The sequence below is a fragment of the Streptomyces yunnanensis genome, assembly GCF_029011865.1.
GTDB classification, from domain to species: domain Bacteria; phylum Actinomycetota; class Actinomycetes; order Streptomycetales; family Streptomycetaceae; genus Streptomyces; species Streptomyces yunnanensis.
In genome coordinates this window covers 1,031,753-1,058,744 of the sequence record NZ_CP095749.1, presented here as the reverse complement: position 1 = coordinate 1,058,744, position 26,992 = coordinate 1,031,753, and the positions used below count along the sequence as shown (strand labels likewise).

23 protein-coding genes and 5 pseudogenes are annotated in these 26,992 nt (G+C 69.1%); 11 read left to right on the top strand and 17 right to left on the bottom strand.

The window, feature by feature from the left end; translation table 11 throughout:
• Positions 1–13: 13 nt before the first annotated feature.
• From MOV08_RS04325 to MOV08_RS04310, 4 genes are all read left to right on the top strand, one after another.
• Entirely contained in the window at positions 14–898 is an 885-nt protein-coding gene (locus MOV08_RS04325) for an aldo/keto reductase (protein WP_275306342.1), read from the top strand.
• A 246-nt stretch (positions 899–1,144) separates the two neighbouring features.
• On the top strand, positions 1,145–1,894 hold the full coding sequence (locus MOV08_RS04320; protein WP_275306341.1) for a MerR family transcriptional regulator: 750 nt from the start codon (positions 1,145–1,147) through the stop codon (positions 1,892–1,894).
• Positions 1,891–2,814, top strand: a complete 924-nt coding sequence (locus tag MOV08_RS04315; RefSeq protein ID WP_275306340.1) for a hypothetical protein — start codon at positions 1,891–1,893, stop codon at positions 2,812–2,814. Before MOV08_RS04320 ends, MOV08_RS04315 begins: the two co-directional genes overlap by 4 nt.
• 133 nt (positions 2,815–2,947) lie before the next feature.
• On the top strand, positions 2,948–3,181 hold the full coding sequence (locus MOV08_RS04310) for a hypothetical protein (RefSeq protein ID WP_275306338.1): 234 nt from the start codon (positions 2,948–2,950) through the stop codon (positions 3,179–3,181).
• Between the two features lie 77 nt (positions 3,182–3,258).
• On the opposite strand, the gene MOV08_RS04305 is transcribed toward MOV08_RS04310, so the two are convergent.
• Entirely contained in the window at positions 3,259–3,669 is a 411-nt protein-coding gene (locus MOV08_RS04305) for a hypothetical protein (RefSeq protein ID WP_275306336.1), read from the bottom strand.
• Between the two features lie 479 nt (positions 3,670–4,148).
• Here MOV08_RS04305 and MOV08_RS04300 point away from each other — a divergent pair, with 479 nt between their 5' ends.
• Positions 4,149–5,012: a hypothetical protein gene (locus MOV08_RS04300; protein ID WP_275306334.1), complete on the top strand. Its 864-nt coding sequence runs from the start codon at positions 4,149–4,151 to the stop codon at positions 5,010–5,012.
• A 12-nt stretch (positions 5,013–5,024) separates the two neighbouring features.
• Here the strand turns inward: MOV08_RS04300 and MOV08_RS04295 are convergent, their stop codons facing one another.
• From MOV08_RS04295 to MOV08_RS04285, 3 genes are all read right to left on the bottom strand, one after another.
• On the bottom strand, positions 5,025–6,242 hold the full coding sequence (locus MOV08_RS04295; protein ID WP_275306332.1) for a cation:proton antiporter domain-containing protein: 1,218 nt from the start codon (positions 6,240–6,242) through the stop codon (positions 5,025–5,027).
• A gap of 270 nt (positions 6,243–6,512) precedes the next feature.
• Positions 6,513–7,430, bottom strand: coding sequence for an SMP-30/gluconolactonase/LRE family protein (locus MOV08_RS04290; RefSeq protein WP_275306331.1), 918 nt, complete (start codon positions 7,428–7,430; stop codon positions 6,513–6,515).
• A gap of 80 nt (positions 7,431–7,510) precedes the next feature.
• The gene (locus tag MOV08_RS04285) at positions 7,511–8,401 is read right to left on the bottom strand and encodes a 3-hydroxyacyl-CoA dehydrogenase NAD-binding domain-containing protein (RefSeq protein WP_275306329.1); all 891 of its coding nucleotides are present in this window, start codon (positions 8,399–8,401) and stop codon (positions 7,511–7,513) included.
• Between the two features lie 199 nt (positions 8,402–8,600).
• On the opposite strand from MOV08_RS04285, the gene MOV08_RS04280 reads away from it, so the two are divergent.
• Positions 8,601–9,533 (top strand): LysR family transcriptional regulator, encoded by a 933-nt coding sequence (locus MOV08_RS04280; protein ID WP_275306328.1) that lies wholly within the window; start codon positions 8,601–8,603, stop codon positions 9,531–9,533.
• 161 nt (positions 9,534–9,694) lie between these two features.
• On the opposite strand, the gene MOV08_RS04275 is transcribed toward MOV08_RS04280, so the two are convergent.
• The 4 genes from MOV08_RS04275 to MOV08_RS04260 all read right to left on the bottom strand — a co-directional run bounded on the left by MOV08_RS04275 (position 9,695) and on the right by MOV08_RS04260 (position 13,131).
• The gene (locus MOV08_RS04275; RefSeq protein WP_039629613.1) at positions 9,695–10,216 is read right to left on the bottom strand and encodes an SUKH-3 domain-containing protein; all 522 of its coding nucleotides are present in this window, start codon (positions 10,214–10,216) and stop codon (positions 9,695–9,697) included.
• Positions 10,217–10,585: 369 nt separating this feature from the next.
• Positions 10,586–11,095, bottom strand: a complete 510-nt coding sequence (locus MOV08_RS04270) for a carboxymuconolactone decarboxylase family protein (protein ID WP_420834126.1) — start codon at positions 11,093–11,095, stop codon at positions 10,586–10,588.
• A gap of 192 nt (positions 11,096–11,287) precedes the next feature.
• Positions 11,288–11,770 (bottom strand): hypothetical protein, encoded by a 483-nt coding sequence (locus MOV08_RS04265; protein WP_275311695.1) that lies wholly within the window; start codon positions 11,768–11,770, stop codon positions 11,288–11,290.
• Positions 11,771–11,877: 107 nt separating this feature from the next.
• Positions 11,878–13,131, bottom strand: coding sequence for a molybdopterin-dependent oxidoreductase (locus MOV08_RS04260; protein ID WP_275306327.1), 1,254 nt, complete (start codon positions 13,129–13,131; stop codon positions 11,878–11,880).
• 465 nt (positions 13,132–13,596) lie between these two features.
• Between MOV08_RS04260 and MOV08_RS04255 the strand changes: the two genes are divergently transcribed.
• A complete protein-coding gene (locus MOV08_RS04255; RefSeq protein ID WP_275306326.1) occupies positions 13,597–13,914 on the top strand; it encodes a hypothetical protein in 318 nt (105 codons plus the stop codon).
• A 97-nt stretch (positions 13,915–14,011) separates the two neighbouring features.
• Here the strand turns inward: MOV08_RS04255 and MOV08_RS04250 are convergent, their stop codons facing one another.
• A complete protein-coding gene (locus MOV08_RS04250; protein ID WP_275306325.1) occupies positions 14,012–14,584 on the bottom strand; it encodes a YrhB domain-containing protein in 573 nt (190 codons plus the stop codon).
• Between the two features lie 903 nt (positions 14,585–15,487).
• Between MOV08_RS04250 and MOV08_RS04240 the strand changes: the two genes are divergently transcribed.
• Complete coding sequence (locus MOV08_RS04240; protein WP_275306323.1) at positions 15,488–15,862, top strand: hypothetical protein; 375 nt, start codon at positions 15,488–15,490, stop codon at positions 15,860–15,862.
• A 472-nt stretch (positions 15,863–16,334) separates the two neighbouring features.
• Here MOV08_RS04240 and MOV08_RS04235 read toward each other — a convergent pair whose 3' ends face one another.
• From MOV08_RS04235 to MOV08_RS04225, 3 genes and pseudogenes are all read right to left on the bottom strand, one after another.
• The gene (locus tag MOV08_RS04235) at positions 16,335–16,727 is read right to left on the bottom strand and encodes a hypothetical protein (protein ID WP_275306321.1); all 393 of its coding nucleotides are present in this window, start codon (positions 16,725–16,727) and stop codon (positions 16,335–16,337) included.
• Positions 16,728–16,952: 225 nt separating this feature from the next.
• Positions 16,953–18,227 carry an NAD(P)/FAD-dependent oxidoreductase gene (locus MOV08_RS04230; RefSeq protein ID WP_275306320.1) on the bottom strand — a complete coding sequence of 425 codons (1,275 nt, stop codon included), beginning with the start codon at positions 18,225–18,227 and terminating at the stop codon, positions 16,953–16,955.
• A 110-nt stretch (positions 18,228–18,337) separates the two neighbouring features.
• Positions 18,338–18,799: pseudogene (locus MOV08_RS04225) on the bottom strand (transposase); the annotation flags it as partial.
• Between the two features lie 53 nt (positions 18,800–18,852).
• Between MOV08_RS04225 and MOV08_RS44065 the strand changes: the two are divergent.
• Positions 18,853–20,930: pseudogene (locus MOV08_RS44065) on the top strand (ISAzo13 family transposase).
• A gap of 33 nt (positions 20,931–20,963) precedes the next feature.
• On the opposite strand, the pseudogene MOV08_RS04210 reads toward MOV08_RS44065, so the two are convergent.
• A pseudogene (locus MOV08_RS04210) lies at positions 20,964–21,759 on the bottom strand (IS256 family transposase); the annotation flags it as partial.
• A 115-nt stretch (positions 21,760–21,874) separates the two neighbouring features.
• Here MOV08_RS04210 and MOV08_RS44060 point away from each other — a divergent pair.
• Together MOV08_RS44060 and MOV08_RS04205 are read left to right on the top strand one after the other, a co-directional pair.
• Positions 21,875–22,536 (top strand): annotated as a pseudogene (locus MOV08_RS44060) (transposase); the annotation flags it as partial.
• A gap of 203 nt (positions 22,537–22,739) precedes the next feature.
• Positions 22,740–23,069 carry a hypothetical protein gene (locus tag MOV08_RS04205; protein ID WP_039629604.1) on the top strand — a complete coding sequence of 110 codons (330 nt, stop codon included), beginning with the start codon at positions 22,740–22,742 and terminating at the stop codon, positions 23,067–23,069.
• Positions 23,070–23,407: 338 nt separating this feature from the next.
• Here the strand turns inward: MOV08_RS04205 and MOV08_RS04200 are convergent, their stop codons facing one another.
• The 4 genes and pseudogenes from MOV08_RS04200 to MOV08_RS04190 all read right to left on the bottom strand — a co-directional run bounded on the left by MOV08_RS04200 (position 23,408) and on the right by MOV08_RS04190 (position 26,985).
• Entirely contained in the window at positions 23,408–24,490 is a 1,083-nt protein-coding gene (locus MOV08_RS04200; protein WP_275306319.1) for a TolB-like translocation protein, read from the bottom strand.
• 118 nt (positions 24,491–24,608) lie between these two features.
• Positions 24,609–24,986 (bottom strand): hypothetical protein, encoded by a 378-nt coding sequence (locus MOV08_RS04195; protein WP_275306318.1) that lies wholly within the window; start codon positions 24,984–24,986, stop codon positions 24,609–24,611.
• Positions 24,987–25,137: 151 nt separating this feature from the next.
• Positions 25,138–25,410, bottom strand: a pseudogene (locus tag MOV08_RS44055) (DUF4158 domain-containing protein); the annotation flags it as partial.
• 528 nt (positions 25,411–25,938) lie between these two features.
• Positions 25,939–26,985, bottom strand: a complete 1,047-nt coding sequence (locus MOV08_RS04190; protein ID WP_275306316.1) for an IS3 family transposase — start codon at positions 26,983–26,985, stop codon at positions 25,939–25,941.
• Between the last annotated feature and the right edge of the window lie 7 nt (positions 26,986–26,992).

Below are 26,992 nucleotides of genomic sequence, written 5' to 3'. Positions count from 1 at the left end.
AACACGAACCGCCATGCAGCACCGCACCATCGGAGACACCACCGTCAGCGCCGTCGGCCTGGGCGCCATGCCGCTGTCCATCGAGCACCGCCCGGACGAGCAGCGGGCCATCGCCACCGTCCACGCCGCCCTCGACGCCGGCATCACGCTCATCGACACCGCCGACAGCTACCACTGGCACGCCGACGAGGTGGGCCACAACGAGCTGCTGATCGCCCGCGCCCTGGCCCGCTACGGCGGCGACACCTCCGGCGTCCTGATCGCCACCAAGGGAGGTCGCGGCCGGCCCGGCGACGGCAGCTGGACCGTCAACGGCGCCCCGGAACACCTCAAGCACGCAGCCGAAGCCTCCGCCAAGCGGCTGGGCGTCGACGCCATCGGCCTGTACCAGTTGCACAAGCCGGACCCGGCCGTGCCTTGGGCGGAGTCCGTCGGTGCCCTGCGCGAACTCCTCGACGCCGGCACGATCCGCGCCGCCGGGATCTCCAACGTCACCACCGCCCAGATCCGCCAGGCGCACGCAATCCTCGGCGCCGGACTCGTCTCCGTTCAGAACCAGTACTCGCCCGCCGTCCGCGACAGCGAGCCGCAGCTACGGCTGAGCACCGAACTGGGCCTGGCGTTCCTGCCCTGGAGCCCCCTCGGCGGCATCTCCCGCAGCTCCCTCGACGGCCCCTCCGGGCCCACCTCCATGGGCACCACTTTCCACCGCGTCGCGGCCGAGCACGGCGTCAGCCCGCAGCAGATCGCCCTGGCCTGGTTGCTCGCCCGCTCCCCGGTCGTGATCCCGGTGCCGGGAGCCAGTCGCCCGGCCTCCATCACCGACTCGGCCCACGCCGCGCAACTCAGGCTGAGCGAGGCGGAGCTGACGCGGCTCGACCACGCGCTGCCGAACTGAGCCAGGTGAGGGTGCCGTCACGGTTGGTCGAACAGCCTCGCCTGCTCCTGGGTCCACGGAGACGGGCCCGGACGTCCCTGAGCCTCCATCCTGCCTGGCGAGCCCGGACGTCCCCGTGCTCCCCCCCCGGGAATCCAGGGCACCCCACGCGTCCGACCGCCCAGGCGGCCGACCGCGCCCACCGCGATCCCCGCCGTACCGGGCCGCCATTGACCTTGCCGCGACGTCAGGGTTTCTACTGAACCCATGCGAATCGGCGAGATCGCCGCCCTCGTCGGGGTCACCCCTCGGGCCGTGCGGCACTACCACCATCTCGGGCTGCTGCCCGAGCCCCCACGGCGGGCCAACAGCTACCGCGAGTACGGCTTCCGGGACGCCGTCCTGCTCGCCCGGATCCGGCGGCTGACCGAGCTGGGACTCGGGCTCGACGAGGTCCGGGACGCCCTCGCGGACGACGAGGGGCGGGAGCTGGTGGAGATCCTGGAGGAGTTGGACGAGGACCTCGGGCGGCAGGAGGTGGCCATCCGGGATCGGCGGGTGCGGCTCGCCACGCTGCTGGCCGAGGCGCGAGCCGGGCGGCTGACCGCCGACGGGCCGGTGTCGCCGGAACTCACCAGGGTGTTGGCGGACCTCGGCGACCTGCCGGATTCCCCGATGGCCGTGAAGGACCGGGAAGTCCTGGCCCTCATCGACACCGTGATCCCCGAGGCGGAGCGGGCCCGGCTGATGGGGGCGCTGCGCGGAATGGCGGAGGGCGCGGGCGAGGTGTACGGCCTCCTGGACGCCCTCGCCGACGCGGAGCCGGACGACCCGCGGGTGACCCGCGCCGCGGCGGCGCTGGCGGCCCTGCTGCCGGACGAGTTGGGGGTGCAGCTGCCAGCCGAGGGCGCCGACGGTCTGGCGGACGTCTTCTTCGCGGACCTGGCCCCGGCCCAGTCAGCAGCGGTCCGCCAGGCAGTCCGCCTCGTAGCGGAACGACGGGAGGGAACGCCATGACGGCTCCGTCCCCCCGGACGTCCCGGTCCCAGTCCCAGTCCCAGTCTGGGGCCCAGTCCGGGTCCCGGTCCCGGCCTGCCGCCCCGCCGCGGGGGCGGGTCCTGCGCGGGCTGCGCGCCGTCGCGTACGCCGTGCTACCCGCCGAGGTCGTGCTCGCCGCTTGTCTGATCGGCGGGGTGCGGATACCCGGCGCTGTCCTGCTCGGTGTCGAACTGCTCATGCTGATGTTGCTCGGTGCCGAGGTGTTCGTCTGGCTGCGGCTGCGGCGGCGCGGGCTCTCCCGGCGGGAGACGCTCGCGGAACTCGTGCCCGAGCCGGTGCTGCGTGTCGTCGGGCACGAGCTGCGGCTGATGACGAGCCTGGCCCGATGGGTCGCCCGCCGCCCGCACGGCATCAACGGGGCCGACGCGGTCTTCCCGCACGCTCGCGACCAGGCCGCCCAGATGTACGGCTTCGCGTTCGTCTGCGTCGTCGAGACCGTCGGCATGTCGTTCCTGCTCGCCAACCGGCCCGTCCTCCACGCCGTGGTCCTCGTCCTGGACGTCTACACCGTCCTCTTCGTCCTCGGTCTGCATGCGGCCTCCGCAACCCGGCCGCACGTGCTCGCCGACGGCGTCCTGCGCGTCCGCCAGGCGGCCCACATCGACGTCCGCGTGCCGCTCGACCGGATCGTCTCCGTCCGGCGCGAGACGCTGTTCACCCACCAGAAGGCGGACGGTGAGTTGAACCTGGACGTCGGCTCGCAGACCTCCGTCACCCTCGAACTGGCGGAGCCCGTCGATGCGCCGCGGCTGTTCGGCGCGCCCCGCCCGGTACGGCTGATCAGGCTGCACGCGGACGATCCGAAGGCCCTCCACGACGCCGTCACCCGGTCCCGAACCGCACCTTCGCCCGTCCCGGCCCCGCCTGCGTCGGCCTGACGCGGAACAGCTCCCCGAGCGTCCGGGCCTGGTGGAGGCCATGAGCCTGTCCACGGGGCCCCATGTGAGGGGAAGGAGCCGTCGGGCCGTAGATTCTGTGGCCGAAGATGGAGGCCGAGACGTAGGGGCGCGCATGGGCGATGGACACGTCACGATCAAGCTCACGAGCGATGAGGCACTGGTGCTGTCGCGCTGGTTGGAGAAGCTGCAGATGACGGATCTCGGCCGGGTTGTCGACGATCCGGCGGTCTGGGCGCCGGTCCATCGAATCGCCGGGACGTTGGACAAGGAGCTTCCCGAGCTGTTCGCACCTGACTATGACCAGCGGCTGGAGGCCGCCCGTCGGCGGCTTCGGCCGGAAGATTGATCGACTGATCGATGGCCTGCACGTCGACTCCCTGCCCTGGCCCGCGAGGAGGCCAGGGTGGTGCCATGGCGAGGCGGTCAGCGTGTGCGCTTGGTGGGGCGGGGCCTCGGGCGGCCGGGCCAGCGGACCCAGCGCAGCGCCTCGGCCTCCTCCGGCGGCAGCAGGCCCGCGCCGATGAGCGCGGCCCGGCCTGCCTGTTCCGCACCGATCCGGTAGGCGCTCGCCCAGGAGTCCGTCTCGTGGAAGTAGCCGTCCGTGAGAAGTACCGTAGCCGATACACCGCCGAGCCCCTGAGCCAGGCCCTCCCGGATCGCCGGGAGGAATTCGACGGGCAGCCGCTGCTCGGACACGGCGCTGAGCAGCTCCAGTTCCCCTTCGCCGCCCGGAGGTTCGAAGTCCGCGACGAAGCGTGCGAACGGCCCGCAGCCGCCGCGGTTCATCACCACGCAGACGCTCATGCCTCGCACGGGGAGGGGAAGGACGGTCATGGGGCCACCGTAGGGACGCTGCGATCGTGCGGCCAGCGGATTACGCCGCGGCACCATCGCCGCGGCGCACAGTCCGATTCGGCTGCGACGGCTATGCGGTCCCGAGGCCGGCGGGGCGGCATCAGTTCGTGATGTGTGCGGAGGTTCCACCGTGCGTCCCGTCCCGCGCCCAGGAGGTTCCGTTGGGACCGTCTTCCTGGTGGTCTGCCCGCGGCCGAGGCGCTCTGCGGCCGAGGTCAGGCTGTCGCTGTGGCACGGGAAGTGTCGTGGATCCGCTCGGTGACCTACGATCTCACGCTCGTGCGAGTACAGCCGGGACTGACGCTCCGTCAGAAGCGCCCTGGCGCCTCAATGCCGGGTTGGACCCCGATGCCGACCTGCCGCAACCTCGACTCACTGACGGACAGCGGGCCGAGTGGGGCCTACCTTCGGGCGGAGTGTCGGTGTCTCCAGCGACGCGTCGTCGTTGACGGGCTGTGATGGACGACAGGCAGGACCACGGACTGACCCACGGACTGACCCACGGGCTGGACTACAGACTGAACCACAGACTGCACCACGGGTTGTTGGATGTGGCGGGGCGGTGGCAGACGGCCGCCGGGGAGAGTGGGCGGCTGCCGCTCACCGTTGCGTTGGCGGCGTTCGTCGGGGCGTTCCTGGTCACCCGGGTGATCACGCGCTTGATCCGGGCCGGGCGGGGGCCGTTTCGCAATGTGCGGCCCGGCGGGCTGCACATCCACCATGTGGTGCCGGGTGTGGTGCTGACCGTCGTCGGGGGGTTCTGGGCGGTCGGGGTGTCAGGGGAGGGTGTGGCGCGGTGCCTGGCCGCGGGTGTCTTCGGTGCGGGGGCCGGTCTCGTCCTGGACGAGTTCGCGCTGATCCTGCACCTGCAGGACGTGTACTGGTCGCGGGAGGGACGTGCCTCCATCGAGGCGATCACGCTCACCGTGGCCGCGGTCGGCGCGGTTCTTTCGGGGTTCAATCCGCTGGGCGTCGACTCGTTCGGCGACCTCGCGACTGCCGGGCGCGGCACCTGGATCGCGGTGATCGTGGCCGATCTGCTGTGTGCGGCGGTGGCGTTCGCCAAGGGGAAGATGCGGCTGGGGGTGCTCGGCCTGTTCGTCCCGGTGCTCGGCCTCGTTGCCGCCATCCGGCTGGCCAGGCCCGGTTCGCCCTGGGCAGCCCGCCGTTACCGCGACCGTCCGGCGGCGCTGGCGCGCGCCGAACGGCGCACCGCTTCCCACGACGCCCGCTGGCGGCGCCTGCGCACCTGGTTCCAGGACACGATCGCCGGAGCACCGACGCACACACCGGATGACGACAACGACCGGCCGGATCGCTGACGAGGGTGTCTGTCACCGGGAAGGGGTGGTTGGGGCAGCGGGCCGCGGATTGCGTGCGAACCAGTGGGCGATGGGTTCCATCGTGACGCCGTGCAGGATGACGCTCAGCAACACGGTCGCGCACGTCAGGTTGAAGACGAACACGGCCTCGCCCAAGGGGAGTTGGACGTACGCGAGGATCGCGAAGACGATGGACGTGACACCGCGCGAGCCCAGCCAGCCGATCGCAGCGCGCTCGGCGCGGCCGAAGCCGATACCACTCAGCGTGGCGTACACCGGCACGATGCGGGCCACGGTGAGGGCGAGCAGCGCGTAGCCGATGACCGGCCAGGCAAGGCCGTCCTGTACGAACTCGTCCGCGGTCAGCTTGCCGAAGGCGAACCACACCGCCAGGGCCATCACATGGCTGGCGTCGTGGGCGAGTTCGAGGCTGTGGTGGCCGATGGCGTGCGCGGTACGGGCGTAGCACAGGCCGGTGATGAACGCGGCGACGAAGCCGTTGCCGCCGATCAGGACGGTGGCCGCGTACGTCAGGAACGGCAGAGCCAGGCTGGCCAGGCGCAGCCCGGCGGGCCCGGCCCAGCCGGCCTCCAGGCAACGCCGTACGAGAAGGGCGGCCAGGAATCCCACGGCCGAGCCGACGAGCACCGCGAACACCGACCCCTTGAGGGCATTGAGCACCAGGTCCGTGAAGGAGTCGCCCTTGGTGTTGGTGAGGTTGGCCACGCAGAAGACGAAGAGCGGGGAGATCAGCCCGTCGTTGAAGCCGCCCTCGATGTTCAGCGCGGCCCGTACCCGCAGCGGTACGCGCTTGTCGCGCAGGAACGACAGCACCGGGGCGAGGTCCGTCGGCATCACGACCAGCGCGGCCACGGCCAGCAGCCACCAGCTCGTACCGGGGAAGAGCGCGGCACCGAACACGATGGCCAGGACGACCGAGGTCGGCAGGGCCAGGCCCAGCAGACGGCGCCCGCCCAGCGATTGGCCGAGGGATTCGTAGTCCCTGGCCTCCGTGGCGTCGGTGAACAGCATCACTGCGAGGACGAGTTCCACGCCCCGCTGGAAGAGATGCGTCTCCAGGTCGAAGGAGATGGCCGGATGCGCCCCGCCGGCCAGCACGACACCGGCCACCGCGAACGCGATCGGCGCGGTGATGTTCCAACGCGCCATGCGCTCCGACACCAGGGTCCACACGAACAGCAGCAACACCAGGACGAGAAGAACGAACACAGGAACTCACAGGAACTCACAGGAACAGAAGGGCGGCGAAGGGCTTCTCCGGTGCGGTTCGGACAGTCTCCGCTCATCACTGCGGCGGGCGCGGGAGACGCGCCCCGGCCCTCACCCAGACGGGATCCGGAAGGGATCCGGAAGGGATCCGGAAAAGATCCCGGTGGGAGCCTGCCGGGATGTCGGGGCGTGCAGAGTCCGTGCTCGGGGGGAGGAGGCGGTGGGCCTCTCCGATGTCTGGACTTCTCCGGCGTCTGGACTTCTCCGGTGTCAGGGCTCCCCAGGCACGAGGCACAGCCCGGTCAACGGGTGCTGCAGCGCAGCGATCTCGCGTGGTTCCTGACCGGCGGCAGGGCCGTCCGGCAGGGGGACGGCGCGGATGTGGCCGCCGAGGTCGGAGACGTAGGCGATGCCCGCCCCGCTGTCGATGGCGAGGCCGATCGCCTCGGCGAACCCGTCCGCCAGGATCTCCGGCGCCTGCCCCGCAGCGCCGGGTGCCGGAACGGGCGCGCGGTTGAGCGTGTTGCCGGCGGGTGCCGCGCCGCGGTCGGTCCAGTACAGCCAGTCGCCGTCGAGGTGCAGGTCGATCGGCTCGGGCAGGTCGTGCCAGAGCACCTCGATGTCCGAGCGGTTCTCGGCGGTCTCGCCGGCCGGGATCTCCAGGCCGGCGCGGAAGATCCGGCCCCGGCCGCCCTTGGCCGGTCCCTTCTGCGTCCAGTACAGGTGCCCCCGCGCGGGATCGACGGCCACTCCGACGCACTCGCCCATGATGCCGTCCTCGGCGGGGTTCACGATGAGATGGGTCAGGCCGCTGCCGTCCACCCGGACCCGACTGATCCGGTGGCCCTCACGGTCGCCCCAGTAGAGCGTGCCGGCGCCGTCGCCGGTCAGCTGCTTGCCGGTCGTCATCGCGCCGGTCGGGACCACGTCGCGCCGGGGGCCGCCGTCCAGGTTCAGGGCATGCACGCCGCCGTTGCGGCGGGAGAAGTCCTGGCCGGCTTCGCCGGGCGTGCCGGGATCGACCAGCGGGGCGCCCATGGTGGTCCAGTAGGCGGTGCCGGAGTCGACGACGATGCCGTCCGGGGCGGCGCCGGCATCGTGCAGGAGGGTTTGCACCTGGCCGTCCGGGAGACTGATCCTCAGCACTCTTCCGGGTATGACCTGCAGCGCCAGCAGTGCGTTCGTCACGGTGGTCGTCCTTACGGTGGTCGTCCTTGTCCTCGACGCCTTCGATCTGTCCGGGCCCCCGGTGGGGATGGGGCCGGTGGTCACTGCTGGCGGCCGTCCCCGGAGGCGGGCTCGGTCCAACCCAGCGGCTTGAGGACGGCACGGGTGCGTCCGTCGCGCACGTCGGCGAGGTGCTCATAGGCCGACTCGCCGGTGCCGTAGGCGTCTTCGACGGCGTCGAGGACCTCGCCCATCCGGGCCGGGTCCGGCTCGCCGATCTCGAAGGTCAGCTGGGAGCCGACGTGCGCCATCAGATGGCGCATGCCGCCGGGCCCGCCGCCCAGGACGCCGCTCTCGAACGGGCCGATGGTGGCCCAGCGCAGGCCGAGCGAGGCCCGGACCAGGTCGTCGAGGTCCTGGACGTCGATCACGCCCTGCTGCACCAGGTAGGCGGCTTGGTCGTCGAAGACCTTCTGGAGGCGGTTGCCGACGAAGCCGGGGATCTCCTTCTTCAGCCGGATCGGCAGCTTGCCGAGCTCGCGGTAGACCTCGCTCGCCCGGTCGGCCGTGCGGGCGGACGTGAGCGGCCCCGGCACCACCTCGACCAGCGGCATCAGCCCCGGTGGGTTGAAGGGATGGCCGATCACGATCCGGTCGGCGGCCGGGTTGCCCTGGGCGATCGCCGAGGGCAACAGGGACGAGGAGGACGAGGCGAGCACCACGTCGCCGCGCGTGTGCGCGGCCAGCGTGGCGAACATCTGCTCCTTGATCTCGATGCGCTCCGGTCCGGCTTCCTGCACGAAGTCCGCACCGGTCGCCGCCGCGGCCAGGTCGTCGGTGGCCCTCACCGGCAGGTCCGCCAGCTCGCGCGCCACCAGCTCCCGCAGGTCGGGCCGTGGGTCGCTGATGCGGACCTCCCAGCCGGCAGCGCCGAACAGACGCGCCCAGGAGATACCGATGACGCCGGCACCGACGATCGTCACGACTGCCACGAAGATCACCCCACAGGAAGGAGAGGAACCAGCTCGGGACGCGGCGCGGCAGTGGCCTCATTTCCCAGGGAACGGGGCGAGGGAAGCGGCGGCAAATCGGCCGAACGGAACGAAGCCGCACAGCCGGGGCGCTCCGGCGGGTTTGTCGAGGCCCGGTGGACACCCGAGGGCACAGGTCTATCCACCATATGATTACTTCGTGAACGATACGTTGGGCGATATCAACCTGTCGCGTCGACTGCTGGAACAGTTCCTGGCGGTGGCGCAGGAGAAGCACTTCGGTCGGGCCGCCGAGCGGCTCGGTATGAGCCAGCCGCCGCTCAGCCAGTCGATCCAGCGCCTGGAGCGGGCGGTGGGTGTGCGGTTGCTGGACCGCGGCCCGGGCGGGGTGCGGTTGACCGCGGCCGGTGAGGTGTTCGCCGCCGACGCGCAGCGGCTGCTCGATCTGCAGACCGCGGTGGTCGAGCGGGCCCGGCGGGTCGCGAGCGGCCTGGAAGGAGACGTCCGCGTTGGCTACGTCAGCCTCCTCAGCCACCTCTACCTGCCCACGATGTTGCGGGCGGCGGCCGAGCGGCTGCCCGGGCTCCGGATTCACCTGCAGCACGACTCCTCGCAGGGGGTGGCCGACCGGGTGCGCACCGGGGCGCTCGACCTCGGATTCCTGCGGGACCCGGCGCAGCTCTCCGACGATCTCGTCAGCGGGGTGGTCGCCACCGAGCGGATCGGTGCCGCGATGCCGTGCGACCACCGGCTGGCCGACGCCGACGGGATCGACCTCGCGCAGTTGCGGGAGGAGGACTTCGTCCTGCCCGACCCGAACGCCCTGCCCGTCCTCGCCGAACAGCTCCAACTCGCTTGTCGCCAGGCGGGTTTCACCCCTCGTGGGGTGGTGGTCGCCGACGATCTCAGCGGTCTGTTCAGCTACGTCGCCGCGGGTCTGTGCGTGAGCCTGCTTCCCGAGGGCCTGCAACACCTCACCGGACCGGGCGTGAGTTTCGTCCCCCTCCGGGGGCAGGTCGGCCATCTGGACACCGCCGTGCACGCCGTCCACCGCCCCGACGCCGACCCGGCGGTGATCCGCCTGCTGGAAATGATCACCAGCCTGCCGCCCGGAAGCTTCGAGGGTTCGTGACCACCGGGCGAGCGCGTGGCGGCCTTGCGCGCGCGAACCAGTCAGGCAGCGGTGCCCTGGGCCCGGCTCTCAACGCCGCGTGAGAGGCACGAGAGGCGCAAGAGCCACAAGGGCCGTAAGAGTCATGAGGGCCATGAGGGCCATGAGAGGTGGCACCCTCGTCAGAAGAATCGCTTGTCCCAGTCGCCTGTGACAAGCGCTCGGAGCGCGTTGTCGAAGCCGTTTGCGACCCGCTGGATTCCGGCGTCGCCGGCGAGGTAGACATCACCGTCGTCGGACAGCAGGACGGCTTCCTGGGTATCAGTGGCCGTTCCGACGAGCAGGACGGGACGGCCGATGCGTGTGCTGAAGACGCGCACACTCCTGGGCAGCGAGTGTGCCGAGTCCATCGTTTGCGCCACCGAGGTCGTGAGGAACGTCTCGCCGAAGCGGAAGCTCCAGGTCACGGTGAACTCGCCATATTTTTCCAGGAATTCCCGGAGCGCGATGGTGAACTCGAACCCCTCCTCTGTGTACCGTCGGCGTGCTTCCTCGATATCCAGCGGGTGGATCTCGAACCGGGCTTTTCCCGCAAGAGCGTTCCGCAGCTCTTCGAGTTTCCGCTGTGCGCGTCTGGGTCGTTCGCTTCTGGGGTGTTCGCGTCTGGGGTGTTCGCGTCTCGGGTGTTCGTTCTCCCAGCTCATCCCGTTGCCACCTCTCCTCCGAACCCGGGCGCCCGCGGTTGGGTAGTTGGCGCACATCTTAGGTGGGCCCACTGCCGCCGTAGGGTACGACCCGATCCGGGTGGGTGGGCGGAGCGACCGCGCAGTTCCGATATGACCATGGTGCAGCTTCGGCCCGCGGACAGTGGGTGGGCGGGAGTTATGCGTCTGTGGTCCAAGGAAAGACGTCCACCATCCGGTGGGAGATGCAGGTGCAAGGCCGGCCAGGCGCTCCGGTAGAAGGCCCCTTCCTCGCGCGAGGAAGGGGCCTTCGTCGTTGGGAACCGCGCCTACGCCTCCGATGGGCCGGGCCGGCCGCCCCTGCTTGGCGAGGGCTTTGAGCGGTGCTGGTCACCAGGTGGTGCCGGCGGGTTCCTCGATGGTGGTGTTGATGCGGTTGAAGAAGTTGGTGAGGGCGATCATCAGGATGATGGCGGAGAGCTGTTCCTCGTTGAAGTGGTCTGCGGCGTGGTCCCAGATCGCGTCGGGGACGGCCTTGCCGGTGTGGTCGGCGATTCGGGTGGCGGCTTCGGTCAGGGCGAGGGCGGCGCGTTCCTCGTCGGTGAAGAACGGAGCCTCGTGCCAGGCGGCCACGGCGTGGAGGCGTTCGTCGGTTTCGCCGTTCTTCTTCGCGCCGGTCACGCCGGCGAATACGCAGGCGCTGCAGCCGTTGATCTGGCTGGCGCGCAGGTGCACCAGTTCCAGGATCTGCGGGTTGACGCCGCCTTGGTACATGGCCTTGTAGATGTTCTGGATGCCTTTCATGGCGTCCGGCAGGACCATGGCAGGGTTCTTCATCCGGGCAGCGGTCGTCGCGGTGGTGGTTGCAGTGGTGGTCGTGGTGTTGGCTGCGGTGTTCATTCGGTGCTCTCCTCGTCGTCGTGATCGGCTGGTGCCTGTCACTGGACCGACGGATCCCGACGCGGAGGTGTGACAGCCGGGCGAAGAAAACTTTCCGGTCGACCGGAGCAAGACGCGAGGCCGGGCGGAGCGGCCGGACTGAGGAGCTGTCGACCGATCGTGCCCGACAGGTCAACTTCCTTTCGAAGAAGGCTACTTCGTCGCCCTGCGACGCCGCCGCCGGCGGGCGGTCGCAGCCGGCAGCCGCGGCCGTCCCGTACAGCCCGAACACCACGTATGCAGCGTACGGACCAGCAGCCATAGTGCAGCCAGTGCGAACATCCCAGCGCTGATCAGCAGCCAGCGGGCCCAGAAGACCTGGCTCGGCAGTCGGGTCGTCAGCGTGTAGTGCGCCGCCGCGGCGCTGCCGGGCGCAAGGGAGATCAGCGGCCACCACACCAGCAGGAGCAGTCCGGAGAGCGCCGCAGGAACCCGTACGTACCCGGTCCACGCCCGGTGCCGCGCGGTACCGGCCGTCACCCGCGCCACCGCCTGGGCGGCCACCGTGTACAGCGGCACCAGCACGAGATCGTGCAGCAGTGCCGCCCCCACGAACCACACCACCACCAACGGCCATTGCGCATCGGCGAGCAACCGCACCCCGACATAACCAGTCAGCGCGAACGAGGCCACCATCAGCAGCAGATGCAGCGGCCCTTCGCCGTACCAGCGGCCCGCCCGACGCGCCCCGCCCGCCACGGCTCGTCGTAGCCGCACCCTCACAGTTCCTTGCCGCCGCGCCATCACACCGCTCCGAACGTCATCCGCGCCACCCACTTGGTATTGAGCACCCCGGGCGCCGCCGGCACGATGATCCGCGCCGGATACCCGTGATCCAGCGAGAGTTCCGCCCCACCCACCCGCAGCGCCAGCAACGACCGCGGATCGCGCACCTGGTTGTCCCGCAGTGCGGCCCGCCGGAACGCGCCGGACAGCTGCAGCGACTCCACCAGCACTCCGGGCGGAGCCTCGTCCAGCCCCACCAGCGCGGCCAGATCCCGCAGCCGTACCCCGCTCCACCGCTGGTCCTCCGTCGACCAGCCCTCCACACAGGCGATCGGCAACGCCACTTCGTACTGCGGCAGCCGCAGCAGCTCGGCCCGGCTCAACCGCACCCGCCGCCCGCCTCCCTCGACCGTCAGCTGCCAGTCTTCGCCGGTGTCCGGGGCCCGCACGCCCGCCCCCGCCGCCGACTTGTTGATCTGGAAGCCGTTCGGGCCGCTACCCGGCTCCGCGCCTCCGTGCGGCGCCAGCAGCGCGGTACGCCGCCACCAGCCCCCGATGCTCTGCCCTGCCGTCGTCAGGAACAGCAGCAGCGAACCGGCACCCACCAGCCCCAGTGCACCGCGCCGCGACACCGTCGGCGGGGCCGGGCGGACCGCCACCAGCCCGGTGTCATCGGCCGCCGCATCCGGATCCGTACGCTCGCGCAGCGCCCGTACGGTCCGTGGCAGCTTCAGCGCCACATGAACCACGAACGCCCCGATGAACACCCACGCCCCATAGAAGTGCAGCGAATAGAACGACCCGGGAAACACGTAGTCCAGCTGGACGTTGAGGAGACCGGTGACGAACTCGAACAGCGCCCCGCCGACCAACAGCAACAGGGAGAGCCGCTCCAGCGCATGCCCGATCGACCGGGCCGGCGGCATCGTGAACAGCTTCGGGATCACCGACCACAGCTTCGCCAGCAGCACCGGCACCAGCACCACACCGAGAGTGACATGCACACCCTGGGTGAGCCGGTAGAGCCAGTGCGACCCGGTAGGCCAGGCGAAGAGATAGAAACCCAACAGGCCCTTGCCCGGAGTCTTGTCGTTGACACCGCCGGCCAGATCCGGGTTGTACGCGGCATACGACAGCAACCCGGTCACGAACAACAGGGTGATCCCGGCCAGCAGGACCACGCCGAGCAGCGCCGTCAGCCGGGGGCCGCGCAGCGGGCTGCGCCAGAACGCCGGCGAGGTCGGGGGAGTGAAACGACGGGCAGCACCCATGGGAAACCTCCAGGTGTATCCGTCCGACCATAGGCAGGGCAATGCCCCTCAAGGCCGCCGCGACGTATGACGAAACCCTTACGTCCGCCACCAACTGACGGATCGCTGTGCTGCTGCGCTGCCACTGTGTCCGTGCAGTTGCGCCGTCATGAGCCGGGGCGCTGGTGGTTTGTCAACGTTCAGTCAACGGCTCATCCCCGTAGGGGGCATTCCGTGACAGGCGTGTGTAGAGGGCCCTGGTGTTGGATCAGGATCGGGATATGAGTCCTCAAGTGCAGCAGCCCGTTTTCCATATGCCGTTCACCGCTCGCCTCAACCCTCACCTGGAGCAGACCCGTGTGCACGTGAAGGAGTGGGCCCACCAGGTCGGGCTGCTTGCCCCTGAGTACACCGCTCCCTGGCCGGAGCGTTGGAGCGAGCGGAAGTTCGACGAGGCGGACTTTCCGTTGTGGACGGCGCTGACGCATGCTTCGCAAAGCGCTGGACTGCGACCTGCAGCAGGCAGCCCACCTGCTGAATGCACAGCTCACCGCTCGCGTCGGCACCCTGCAGCACACAGCCGATGCCGAGATGTCCCGTGTTCTGGCGGACGAAAGTCTACCCGAGCCGCTGACCTCCCGGATCACCGGATACCTCCAGGCGCTGCAGAGCGCCACCGCCGGCTCCTACGCCTGGCACGAGCAGACCGGCCGCTTCCGTCAACCTGCCGGTCCCGAACGGGGCTTCGTTCCGCACGGCCCCACCGGTCTGGGCACCTCAGCCGCTCGTCTCACGAAGGCGTGAGAGCAAGCTGCCCGGCGTCGGCTGCGGCCGCGGCTGCCCGCGGTGGTGGCGCACCTTCCAACGGAGATGGGGCGACGAGGGCCCCTGGAAGGCCAAGTCATGCGTCAGGTTGTGCCATGAGGACCCGGCGGAGGGTTTTCACCGTGAGCACCGGGTCGATGGGCTCGACGAGTTGCTCGGTTGCGAGGGCCGTGAGGTGGGGTGGAGTTGTGCCGTCGAGCAACGCGTTGACGCAGTGGAGTGCTTGAGCGGGGGTCAGCTTCGGGAGCTTCCGTCGCAGGGCGCGCACGGAGGGCAGCCGCCCTTGTGCGGTGGCGATCTCGGTTATCTCATCGTGCAGATCGTCCACCGCGGTGCGGACGGGCATGCCGCGGATGCGGGTGCGGTAGTCGGCCTCCCACTCTCCGCCGATCTCGGAGAGGACTCCGATCTGGTGCAGCCCTCCGTCGATACGGTCCACCAGGTAGGGCCCGAGGCCGACAAGCATGGCTGTGAAGTCCCGCGTACGCACGTACTCCTCGGACTGGACGTGGACCTTCCACACCAGCTCGTGTTCCTCGACGTGCGTCACGATGGCGCGTATCGACTCCACGCCCATGGCCGACCACCGCTGATTCTCGCGGTCCAACTCGTCCTCGACGATCCGTACGGCGGCCTCTTGCTCGATCACATGTGCAGCATCCCCCATGGTCCAGGGGCTGACCAGCGAGTTTCCCACCTGGCGCAGGGGTGAAATGCGCGGGGCAGGCAGCCCGCCTCGTGAGCCTGTCTGCCCGGGTGGTCCGGCCGAAGTGTTGGAGAGCAGTTGGAGGATGCCTGTCGAGCAGGGGCTGTTCTATGGTGTGGCAGCCCCGGGTGGGTTCCCGCCAGGTCGGAGGAGACCCGCCTCGTGGGCCAGGAGGGCGGCCTGTACGCGGTTGTCCAGGCCGAGGCGGGTGAGGATGCGGTTGACGCGGCTTTTCAGTAAATAGTGCCTTGGCCTTTGGCTATTTGGGTGGCTCTTGATCAACTGGGAGAGAAGTGGGAGTCGGCGGCATCCACAATCCCCCAGCCGCCTCGTGAAACCGCTCCCACCGACCCTGCTGCGACTCGATGATGTCTTGCAGCGAGGGGCGTAGGTGCGTAGTTGTGGGCCTGAACCTCCCCTGGCGCATGGGAAGTTCGCGCCCTGCCGGCCCGCGCGAACTGGTGGCTACGCTGCCGGGTGTGTCGAAGCATCGTCAGTGGCCCGGCCCGAAGGGGCAGTCGTACGTTGCCGCGCCGGAGCTCCTCGCGTACGACCGGCCACCGGCCTCGGACGTCACCATGGTGCGCCGCGACGGTACCCAGGAGATCCGGCCGGCCCTGGCCCCCAGGGGGTGTCCCGGGGCTCTTACGACCCCGCCCGCGCCAAGCCCCGGGAGACGGGGAAGTCGGCGAAGAAGTGCGCCAGCTGCGAAGGTGAGTTCAAGGAAGGGCAGCAGAAGCAGCGCCGGTACGACGCGTGGCGGCACCTGCCCGGCGGCGAGTGCGCCTGGAAGGCGGTACAGCCGGTACAGCCACGCCCGACGGGCCGGAAGGTCCCCTGCACGAGATGGTCGCCCATCGGTTCTGGATTCGCCGACGCCGCCCGCTCTGCGATGCGAAGGCCGGTCAGGGCTGCACCGACCCGGGCGAGCCGGGCAGCGAGGCAGTCCAGCGGGAGCACGGCCACGACGAACGGATCATGCCGGTCGTCATGGAACGCGAGGCGGCCACGAAGACCAAGAAGGCACGGCGCGCGGAAGACCAGCGCACCCAGCGAGGGACTGCGAGCATGGTGCCCTACTACCGGCTGATGAACATCTCCTGCCCTGTGTGCCATGCCAAGCCGGATGCCGAGTGCGCGCTGCCCGCCGGATCCCACCATGCGAGGCTGGACATCCTCTCCCGCCACCGCAGCGGCAACGGCGGCCGCCGACGCCGGTAGACGCCTCGCACTCAAGCAGCCGGCGGGAGGACTCGACGAGTCCGAGAGACCCGCAGCAGGCCGACTGACACGACTCCCCGGGAAACGTGTTGGAGGACGTCCTACAGGACTCGGGAGAGTCCCCCATCCCTCCCGTGCGTCGACACAACGCACCTGGTCAGGACGCTTGGTAAGTGAGCTGCCGGCGCTGACAACCCTCCGTACGTCCCTTGCCTCCTGTGGCTGTTGGTGTGGTGGTGGTGTTGATGTTGATGGGGTGGGCGGGTGTGGGGCGCGGTCCGTGTGTCGGGTTCGATGTGGCGCTCGCGGCTCAGCGCAGCGACCGGCAGTCGGCCGGCGCCGACTACCCGCCCAGCGCGTACAAGCGGCTCGATGACGGGCGCCACGTACCCGATCGCATTGACCCATCCGCCACGACCGGCCAGCGTCGGGCACCACGACCTGCACTGGCACCTGCTACCCGAGCGTTCCGTTACCGCAGCAGTCCCGCCTGATATTGCTGATCGTGGTGCTGGACTGCTTCCTGGGAAAAGGCGCGGGCCATCCAGTCTTCCGGTGCGCCGACCCGGCGCAGCGTCTTGATCTGCCGGTCGTAGTCGCGTCCTTCGGGGCTGGCGTGGACGCGTAAATAGATGGGGTCGTCTTTGCCCGTGGTGTGACCGTCGAAGTAGAAGGTGCAGGTGTGGTTCCACTGGTAGGGGGCGTTCGGTTCGGCGCAGTGGCAGAACCGGTGTGCCACGTGCACCGGAAGCCCCCATCGCGGGTGGCACAGCCGCTGGAGGAGCTGGTCGTGCCCAGAGGGCCCGAGGGTGAGCAGTGCGGGCGTCGTTCTTCCAGCTGTCGGCGTCGTTCCAGCACTGGACACGGTAGAAAGCGGCGACGGTGTGGAAGAGCGCGATACGTCGGAGCAGAGCGCTGCCTACCGCGGCCCGCCTGGCTCGCGAGCCTTCGAGACTGGGATAGGCGTTGAGGTAGTCGGCTTCCACGGGAGAGCAATAGTCAAGACTTGTGGATTCCGGAACAGGGCGAGAAGTGCCAGTAGGTGGACGTCGAGACCCTCGCCAGGTTGCGCCGGCATCTGCCAGGTCTGCTACGCGGGGAACCGATCGGGGCGGAAGTCCGCAAGCATCTGGTCTCGCTTCCCGCCGTGGATCTCCGAGGCAAGTAGCCGGCCGATGAGCGGTCCGAGTGTGATGCCACTGTGGGAGACGGCCTCGTAGTAGCCCGGTACGGACGGCACTGTACCCACCGAGGGGAATCCGTCGGCCGGGATGGGACGGTTGGACACGCGCGTCCCGGTGATGCGGGAGTTGCCCAACGCGGGAACGACGTGCCGTGCCAGCTCGCGGAGCAGCCGCGCCAGTTCCGATGGGCTTTCGCCTGCCTCGATGAGCGCGTCGATCTCGCGGCTGTGCAGGGCCGCCGAAGCGTCTCCGTCGGGACGGATCTCGATGTGAGGTGCGTGCATGGGGCGGTGAACCGGGACCCGTTCGCAGCTGATCCGTGTGACGACGCCGGGTTCCCTGCGCATCGGCAGGGGCCGTGCGACGAGCCCGGCGACATTGCATGCGCTGGGGCCCGCCGCGTTCACGACGATGTCGACGTCCAGACAGCTCCCGTCGGACAGAGCGACTGTTCGGACACTCCCGTCGGCACGGGTACCGATGTCCCGGACCGCAGTTCCGGCCCGCAGCTCGGCGCCGGACGCAACGGCCTGGCCGACCAGGCGGCCGACGAGATGGCGCCCATGCACCCAGGCTTCGTCGGGATAGAACAGGACTGGAACCTCGTCAGGCACGGTGAGAGCAGGTTCGAGGCGGCGGCGTACCTCGATCCCCGTGAGCGCCTCGACCTGGTAGTCCCAGTCGGCCAGCAGCGCGGCCGTTTCCAGGAGCTTCGCCTCCGTCGCGGGATCGTCTGCCCAGCGCAGATGCCCGCGGGGATACCACCACGAGTCCGGCCCCAAGGTCTCGGCAAGCTCACGGTGCGCAGCCATGCTCGCGACGTTCAGGTCGAAGTAGGACTTGCGCACGGTCTTATTGCTGGCGTTGACCCACGAGAACGACCAGTTGGTGACACCCTCGCCTGGCTTGCCTGCGTCGATGAAGACCACCTTGGTGCCGCGCCGGGACAGGTTCCAGCCCACGCAGGCTCCCAGGATGCCCACTCCGATGACAGCAACACGTTCAGGCCGCTTCACGGATCGCCCCCCTGTCGTCGACAACCTCGTCCAGTCCAGTGTCAGCCACTGGACAGGGCTGTTGTAGTGCTTGGGCGCGATGTCGTCGAGGCGGATGCCGGACTTGCCCGGGTTGGCCGCTTGCTCACCACTCCCCTGAGTGTCAACGGTCTCCCAGCGATTCACTGACACTGCGCCAGCCGGGGAAGGAGCACACCTTTCGCATGACGCCAGCGATGGCGCTCGGAGGAGGGCCGTCGCCCGCATCACCATGTTCGCACCCCGATGCTCGGTCGTCAGGCTGCGACGGTCTCCTCGCGTTCGACCAGGACGCCGTTCTCGAACCGCGCGCCGGCGCAGACCAGGGGCACCAGGTGGGCTCCGGTGATGGCGCGCCATCGCGCTTGGGCTGACTCGACCAGCTTGAACACCATCGCGAGCGCGGCCGCCGGGCTGCCCGCGCCTCGCGTGACCTTGGTGCGGAGCTTGACCGTGGAGAAGGTCGACTCAATAGGGTTGGTGGTCCGCAGGTGGATCCAGTGCTCGGCGGGGAAGTCGTAGAAGGCGAGCAGTTCGTCTCGGTCCTCCGTGATCTTCGCGACGGCCTTTGGAAACTTCGCGCCGTAGGTCTTTGCGAACCCCTCGATCGCCTTCTCGGCGTGGCCTCGGTCCTCGGCGTTGTAGATCTCCTGCATGGCCTTGGTCGCGCCGGGCTGTGCGGACTTGGGCAGGCAGTTGGTGACGTTGCGGGATTTGTGAAGCCGTAAAGAATCAAGGTGCTGCTTTACAGGTGTGGGCTCGTTGTCAGGGTATGGCGGTTCCGGAGGAGATCTGTTCCCAACTCCAGTGCAGGTTCTCGGTGTTGTTGCCCCATCTGAACGAGCGGCAGCGGCGGCTGGCCCTGGCCACCGAGGCCCGACTGATCGGGCATGGCGGGATACGGGCGGTAGCGCGGATCGCGCAGGTCAGCGAGACGACCGTGCGTCGTGGCGTGTCGGAACTGGAAGCGGGGGCCGGGCCACTGCTGGACGGCCGGGTGCGTGCACCAGGCGGAGGCCGCAAGCGGGCTGAAGCCAACGATCCTGCCCTGCTCAAAGCCTTGTTGGGCCTGGTCGAGCCGGACGAGCGGGGAGATCCTCAGTCTCCGCTGCGGTGGACAACGAAGTCGCTGCGCAACCTGGCCGAGGAGCTGACCCGGCAGGGGCACCCGGTGTCCGCGCCGACGGTGGGCCGGCTACTCAAGCAGGAGGGCTTCAGTCTGCAGGCGAACGCCAAGACTCTCGAGGGTGCCCAGCATCCCGACCGGGATGCCCAGTTCCGCTATATCAACGAGCAGGTCAAGCAGCACCAGGCCGACGGTGAGCCGGTAATCAGCGTGGACACGAAGAAGCGGGAGCAGATCGGACGGCTGCCCATGGCCGGCCGCGAGTGGCGGCCCAGGGGCGACCCGGTCGAGGTGGAGGACCATCACTTCTTCTTCAGCGGTCCGGACGTTCAGCAGGCGATCCCGTACGGGATCTACGACATCGCCCGCAACACCGGCTGGGTCAACGTCGGTGTCGACCACGACACGTCGGTCTTCGCGGTCGAGTCCATCCGCCGCTGGTGGCGCTGTCGCGGCAGCCTCGACTACCCAAAGGCGTCACGGCTGCTGATCACCTCGGACGCGGGCGGCTCCAACGGTTACCGCTATCGGGTCTGGAAGAGCGAACTGGCTGCTCTGGCCGCCGAGACGGGCCTAACGATCACGGTGTGTCACTTTCCTCCGGGCACAAGTAAATGGAACAAAATCGAGCACCGGCTGTTCTCCCACATCACGCACAACTGGCGTGGCAGGCCGCTGACCAGCCATGACGTCGTCATTGAGACGATCGTCGCCACCCGTACCCGGGCCGGTCTGCGCGTTGAGGCCCAACTGGATCCCGGCGACTACCCCACGGGCATTGCGATCAGTAAGGATCGCTTCGCCGCGCTGCCGCTGGTCCGGCATGAGGTCCACGGCCAGTGGAACTACACCCTGTTGCCCGAACCCTCCGCGCCGCAGGCCCTGCCCACCAGCGAGGCACATGGCGTCTCCGGCCGGCGCCGCGAGCTTCTCGCCCGCCTGGCGGACCCCGCCTGACCGGGCTGAGTAGTACGGAACTCGCGGATCTACGCGCCGAGTTGGCCCCACTACAGGCTGCTCGGTCCCAGGAACGCTACAGCGAGCAGCGGGGTGGACGGGCCCGGCGCGCCACCGGCAATCAGCGGGCCAAGCCGCTGTTCGACGACGCCGCCCGGGTTCTGCTCACTCTCCTCTACCAGCGACAGGTCTGCTCGATGAAGCTGCTGGCCGACATGCTGGAGGTCACCCCTGAATGCGTCGGCCACCTTGTCGCCGAGACCCGCCGGGTCCTGGAGGACCACGGTCACCAGCCCGGATACGCCCACAGCCGGTTCACCAGGGCGGACGCGCTGATGGCCTTCCTCGACACCGACCAGACCCCGCCGCGCACCCGGATCATGGAGAGCCTGTCCCATCCGCGGCTTACCGGCATGTCCCGCGCGGAGCTGGATGCGCTCACTCGCCGGCTCTCTCCACGCCAGGTTGCCCAGGCTGAACGGGCCTCCTACCAGCGCCGGGGCGCCGATCGCCAGCTGGGCAGCCGCGGCGGCGTCTTCCCCCAGAAGCTGGGTGACAGAGAGCGCGTCGTGGTCGCCATCCTCTACCTGCGGAAACTGTGCACCCTGGACGTCCTCGCCGACGCGCTGGGGGACGTGAGCAGGTCCTCGATCGGGAACGTCGTCCGCGAGATCCGTCCCCTGCTTGCGGAAGGCGGACTCCTCCCGCCTCCGGCCGCCACCCGCTACCGCACCGCCCCCGATCTCCTCGCGGCCGCGGACGAGTAAACCGACACACCGACAAGTTGATTCCTTACGGCTTCTGTGAACCCAGCACCTCTGCGGCCTGGCGGCCGGGAACACCTCGGCGAGCGCCCGCCCCAGGCCCATGGCGCCGTCGCCGATGACCAGCTCGGGGTCGCGCATGCCGCGGCGGCGGCAGTCGCGCAGCAGGTCGGCCCAGGACTCGGTGGACTCGCGCAGGCCCTCGGCCAGGGCAATGAGCTCCTTCGTGCCGTCCAGGCGGACGCCAAGCAGGACCAGGACGCACGAGTGGGCCTGGCCGAGTCGGACCTTGGGGTGGACGCCGTCGGCCCAGACGTAGACGAAGTCGGGTCGGAAGGTCCCGTGTCTGGAAGGCGGCGTGGTCGTCGCTCCACTGCTTGGTCAGCCGCGTGACGGTGGCTGGGGAGAGGCCAGCGGTGCCGCCGAGGAACTGCTCCAGCGCCGGGACGAAGTCGCCGGACGACAGTCCGTGCAGGTAGAGCAGCGGCAGCACCTCCGAGATCTTCGGCGACTTGCGGCACCACGGCGCGAGGATCTTCGAGGAGAACCGCTTGCGCTCGCCGATGGCCTCGTCGACGCGTCGGTCGTTGATCCGCGGGGCCCTGACCTCGACCGGTCCGGCGGCGGTGACCACGGTCCGGGGCCGGTGGTGGCCGTTGCGGACCACCAGGCGCCGCCCGTGCTCGTCGGTCTCGGCAGCCAACTCGGCTATGTACTGGTTGACTTCCGCCTCCAGCGCGGCGGCCAGCATGCGCCGGGCGCCCTCACGGACGATCTCGTCGATCAGGGAGCCGGACTGGGGGGAGCCGTCGTCGGTGACTACGCTGAGCACGGGCGTGCCTTCCCGACCCGCGCTGCGAACGCGGGCCTACTCGGTGACCGTCAAAGGATCATTCGGGAAGGTACGCGCTCCGCGTCCCGCCCGGAACCGATCCACAGTCTTGAGCATTGCTCGGGCCGCCGAGCGTGACGAGGACGCGGTAGCCACCTGGCTCAAGGAGACCTCTGACCACGCGTGGAAAGACGGTGAGGGACCAGGACGCGGGGCTGCGCATCGCCGACGAGTCGGGCCAGGTGCTCCGGCCGCCAAAGGCACGGACCTGGTCCCGGCGCGGTCACATACCTCGTGTCACGGTTCGGGTCGGCGGATCGGGACGCATCTCGCTCGCCGGTCTGGTCTGCCGACACCGCAAGGATGGTCACCGCCCTCAGCTCCTCTTTCGGACGCTGGTGCACCACCGTGGCAAGGGTAGGCGGAGGAGCTTTCACGAGTGGGACTTCGCCCGCCTGCTGGACGCGGCCCACCAGCGGCTCGGCGGCGCCGTCGTGCCGGTGCGGGACAACTACACCCATCATGTCGACGCCGCCATGCGCGAGCTGATCGCGGCCCGGGGCTGGGACTGTCTTCCGCTTCCCTTCGTACACGCCCGACCTCAACCCGGCCGAGGGCGTGTGGGCCCATCTGAAGAACAGCCTGAGCTACCTGGCCCCTTCGAGCATCGACGAACTCGCCGTACTGGCCCGCACGCGCCTGAAATGAATGCAGTATCAGCCCGGGTTGCTCGACGGATTCGTCGCCGAGACCGGACTCATCTCGGCCCCACCATGACTGGCCGCGTAGGTGAGACTTGAGAGCACTTGTTGGCGGGTTCCTAGAGCGGATGGTGACCTGGCACTGGGAAAATGTTGTCGAGATCTGGCAGCACCGGCGCGTCGGCGGGCAGGCTTCCCGGCCGTGGCCGGGAAGCAGGGCGAGCGGTAATTCCGACTGCTCCGCGGGATCTCTCTGCCGCCGAGCCTGGTATGTGAGGCATGATCGCAACCATGGGCGAACCGGGACTGGACCTGCTCTCACGGCTGTGGGAAGAACACATGCGCGCGCCGTTCCCACCACACCTTCGCGGTCGAGAGATCGAAGGCGAAGACCTGGTGTTGCTGGATGCGGACATCGCCGGCTGTGTCTCCTCGTCGCTGTCAGGGTCCCTTGATGGGAAGCGCCGCAGAATCCTTCTCATGTGCCTCGCAGCCCTTGAGAAGGTCCTGCCGTCGATCGATGATGAGGGCGACGCGATCGAGTACTACGAGCGCCTGCGCGAGATGGCCGCGTTGGCAGTCGAACTCGGGAACGCCAACGCCCGGTAGGAGGGCAGCCGGAGTACGCCAGAAACAGTCAATAGGGCCCCATTGAGCGCGATCTGACACCTGGAAGCTCGTCGGCTGACCACCCGTTCGGATGGTTTTCGTATGAATCGCAGCGGGGTCTGGGTGGCTTCTTGCCTGGTCACACGCCCGTGATGCGTTTGTCGGCGGCTGTCATGTGTGCTCCACGCCCACCGTGCCCACGACGGGGACCTGGCCGCCGCGCCAGCCTCGCCGAGCAGCAGGTGCGCCACGTCATCGACGGCCTGCACGAGGGGCCCCTGCTGTTCCCCAGGGCATGTACTGGCAGCGCGGCGCGGCCGTTGCGGGTGCCGGGGCGGTCAGGAGAAGTGGCGGACGTAAATGTGCGACTTGCCGTGGGTGTCGCCGGGCACGATGTCGCCGGCCGTGGACTGGAAGACCACGTCGTGCCCACCGGCGCTGACCGCGTCGGTCTCGGCCGAGGCGGGCTGGTTCGAGACGATCGTGTCGGTGCCTGTTTGCAGGTCGCGCAGCGTGAGCGACGGTCCGTTCGTGTCGTTCGGGGCGTACAGCAGGTAGCGGCCGGTGGGATCGATGGCCACGCCCCGCACATTCGGCACCAGTTGGGCGGTGCCCGAGCGCACGTCGTAGACGTAGGTGTCGGAGCCCGAGAGGTAGACGACCTTGCTGCCGTCCTTGCTGAGCTGGACCAGTGACGCCCTCTCGGACGAGTCCTCGATCGGGCCGGAGGTGGTGCCGCTGGTCCGGTCCCACACGAAGACCTCGTTCGCCTCGCCGTCCTGGTAGGCGACGTAGCGGCCGTCGCCGCTGATGGACGGCCGGGACGGGTAGGTGTGGTCGAACTCGGCGACGGTCACCTTGCGGCCGCCGGTGTTCCAGTCCTGGACCTCGATGCGCTGGTGCTCGGGCAACGACGGTCGCTTGATGAGGATGGCCAGGGTGGTGTGCTGGCCGTCCGCGCTCAGCGACGGCTGGTTGCAGCTGTAGGCCTCGCAGTTGGCGGAAGCCGTACTTCCCGTGCTCACCTGATACTGGCGAACCCGTACGTCTCTCATCCACTTCACCGTATAGGCGACGTATTCCCCGTCACCGCTGATCACCGGGGGCTGGAGCGGGGTCAGGTCCCCCATCCGCTTGAACTGCCCCGTCCTCTGGTCGCGGACGTACACCCTGTCGCGCCCCGTCGTGCCGCCGGGCGTGAGGTTCTGCGCCGACGACGAGAAGACGACGTGGCGGCCGTCGGACGTGATCGAGGCGCCGGCGGAGTTGTCATCGGCCAGGGTGCCGTCGGCCGTGACACTGATCCTCTCGACACCGGCTCCGAGGCTGCCCGCCACGGCCGTGGGCTCGGCCGAGGCGGCGGCGGGCAGTACCGCGGTGACCGCGCAGACCGCGACCGCCGTGCTCAGGGCGGCCCGCACGCGTCTGGCGGTGCTTCGGTTCGCGTTTCTCCTCATTTTTCCCCCAGGAAGGACACAGTCTCTCCTCCAGTTCGCTACCAGAGGACCACAGGGATCCAACCGCGATGGCACTGTAGGGTCAATGCGTACATGACATATCGAGAGGCGCATTCCGGCCATGTAGGAGCGGACCGCTTCGCAGCGACGTGGCGTTGTCGGCGCCCTCGCGCTCCGCCCGCGCCACAAGTCTCGCGGCCATCAGCGCGCCGAACAGCGTGAGCGCGCCATCGACCGAGGAGCCTTCGAGGTGCCACAGGGCGGCCAGCACCGTCGCGGTCCTGCGCGGGTCCGCCAGCCAGCGCAGCGTCGGCGCGTGCGCGTCCATCCCGTACCGGGCCAGCTCCGCCAGCTTCTCCGGCGGCACCCGACACAGGCCGAGCCCGCCCGCCTGCACGCCGTTGATGTCCCGGGTCCGGTTCCAGCGCGGCCTTCTGCCCCGTCCGTCCCGACACCTCACGCGGCCCCTTGCGCCACTTCTCCAGCACCGAGGTCCGCGCGCCGTCCGGCGCATCGAGGAGTTCCAGCAGCTCCCGTCGGAACTCCGGCTCCACCGGGGCGTCCACCACCAAGTGGATCAGCGCCTGTTCGCCCATGCGGACCTCCGCGACCAGGTAGCCCAGCGGCGCGATGCCCGGCAGCAGCACCCGGTTGCGCAGCAGCCACGCCACCGCCCGATCGAACAGCGCCCCCAGCCCCACGTTCGACGCCCACGCCCGGCCGACGATGCACTCCCGCAGCATCAGGCCCCCCTCGTCGAAGTCCCAGAACTTCAACAACCTGCGGATATCCCAGGCGTGTTCGTGCTGGGTCGGCAGCCGCTCCGGATACAGCCCTGGAGCAACACCGGCGGGACCCCGTAAACGAACCTCCGTGACTCCCACCCCCTGAAGGACCCCGGCGATCACCACGCCGGGGTCCTTCTCCGCCCAAAAACCATCTCACCGGTAGCCGCTGCACCAACGGCGACTCGTCCCGGTCAACGTCACACCGTTCTGCCCCGCAGAAGGCGTCTGTTGCCTGTTTCTGACGTACTCCGGCTGCCCTCCCAGTAGCGGCGAGTCACAGCGGATCGCCGCGTACAGATCGACCTTGGACTTCGGCAGCACCCGGGCCCCCTCGTCGTGCAGAGCACAACCATGGTCCCGAAGCAAGCACCTGGGTGTTCTCACAACTCACCTATAAAGCCACCATGACGTTGCCCCGAACCGAAAACCCCCTGTCCTTTGTCAGCGAAGATAGTCGATGGTGATCCACTCACCAGGGCGGACTATGTTCGTTGGCAAGGGCCTTGAGGCAGGCGTGCTGCTGTGGTTGCCCGCTGTTTGACTTGACCGGTTAGTCGGTCCCTGGCGCGGTGAGGGTTGTACGCAGCAGGTCCAGGATGAACCGCTCCGGGATCGGTGGAGGCTCTATACGTTGACTCCAGCCGCCGGTCGGGGTTGGTGTTGAGCGTAGTGGTTGGTCTCGTACTCATGGGGCGGGATGTCGCCGGTCGCGCTGTGGAGGCGCTGGTTGTTGAACCAGTCGACCCATTCCGCGGTGCCGAGCTCGATGTCGGCGAGGCCGTGCCAGGGCCTGCGGGGTTTGATCAGCTCCGTTTTGTAGAGGTCGATCTGGCCCTCCATGAGCGCGTTGTCCAGGGCGTCGCCGATGGTGCCGATCGAGGCGTCGATGCCGGCCTCGATCAGGTGCGCGGTGAACGCGAAAGACGTGTACTGACTGCCCGCATCCGAATGATGAACCAGCCTTGGTCCAGCGGGAGTTCCGGCGCGATTGCGGCGCCATAGGGCCATGTCGAGGGCGTCGAGGACCAGCTTGGCCCGCTTGCTGGTCGCCGCGGACCAGCCGACGATCGCCCGGGAGAACACGTCCATGACGAATGCGACGTAGACGATCCCGGACCAGGTGGCGACGTAGGTGAAGTCCGCGACCCATCGCTCGTTCGGCCTGGAGGCGGTGAAGTCGCGTTGCAGCAGGTCAGCCGCCCGTTCATGCCCATCGTCGCGCAGGGTGGTTCGGATCTTCTTGCCACGACGGGCGCCTTCCAGGCCGAGCTCGCGCATCAGCCGGGCGACCGTGCAGCGGGCCGCGACTATGCCCTCGCGATGCAGCTGCCGCCAGACCTTCCGGACTCCGTAGACGCCGTAGTTGTCGGCATGCACCCGACTGATGTGCGCCTTCAGCTCCGTGTCCCGCATCGCGCGGGCGCTGGGAGCGCGGTTCTTGGCGGCGTAGTAGGTGCTCGTTGCGATCTTCAGTCCGTGGCTGGAGAGCACACGGCAGATCGGCTCGACCCCGAACACCTTCTTGAACTCGTCGATGAACGCTACGAGCGCTTTGACGGCCGGTCGGTGAAAGTCGGCCCGGGGCGCGGTTCCGGCCTTTCGACCGGCCCGTTTCCCCGGACCGCTTCCCGAACCCGGCGGGCACCTCTCAATGCACCGGGCTCTCCACAAGCCCCGG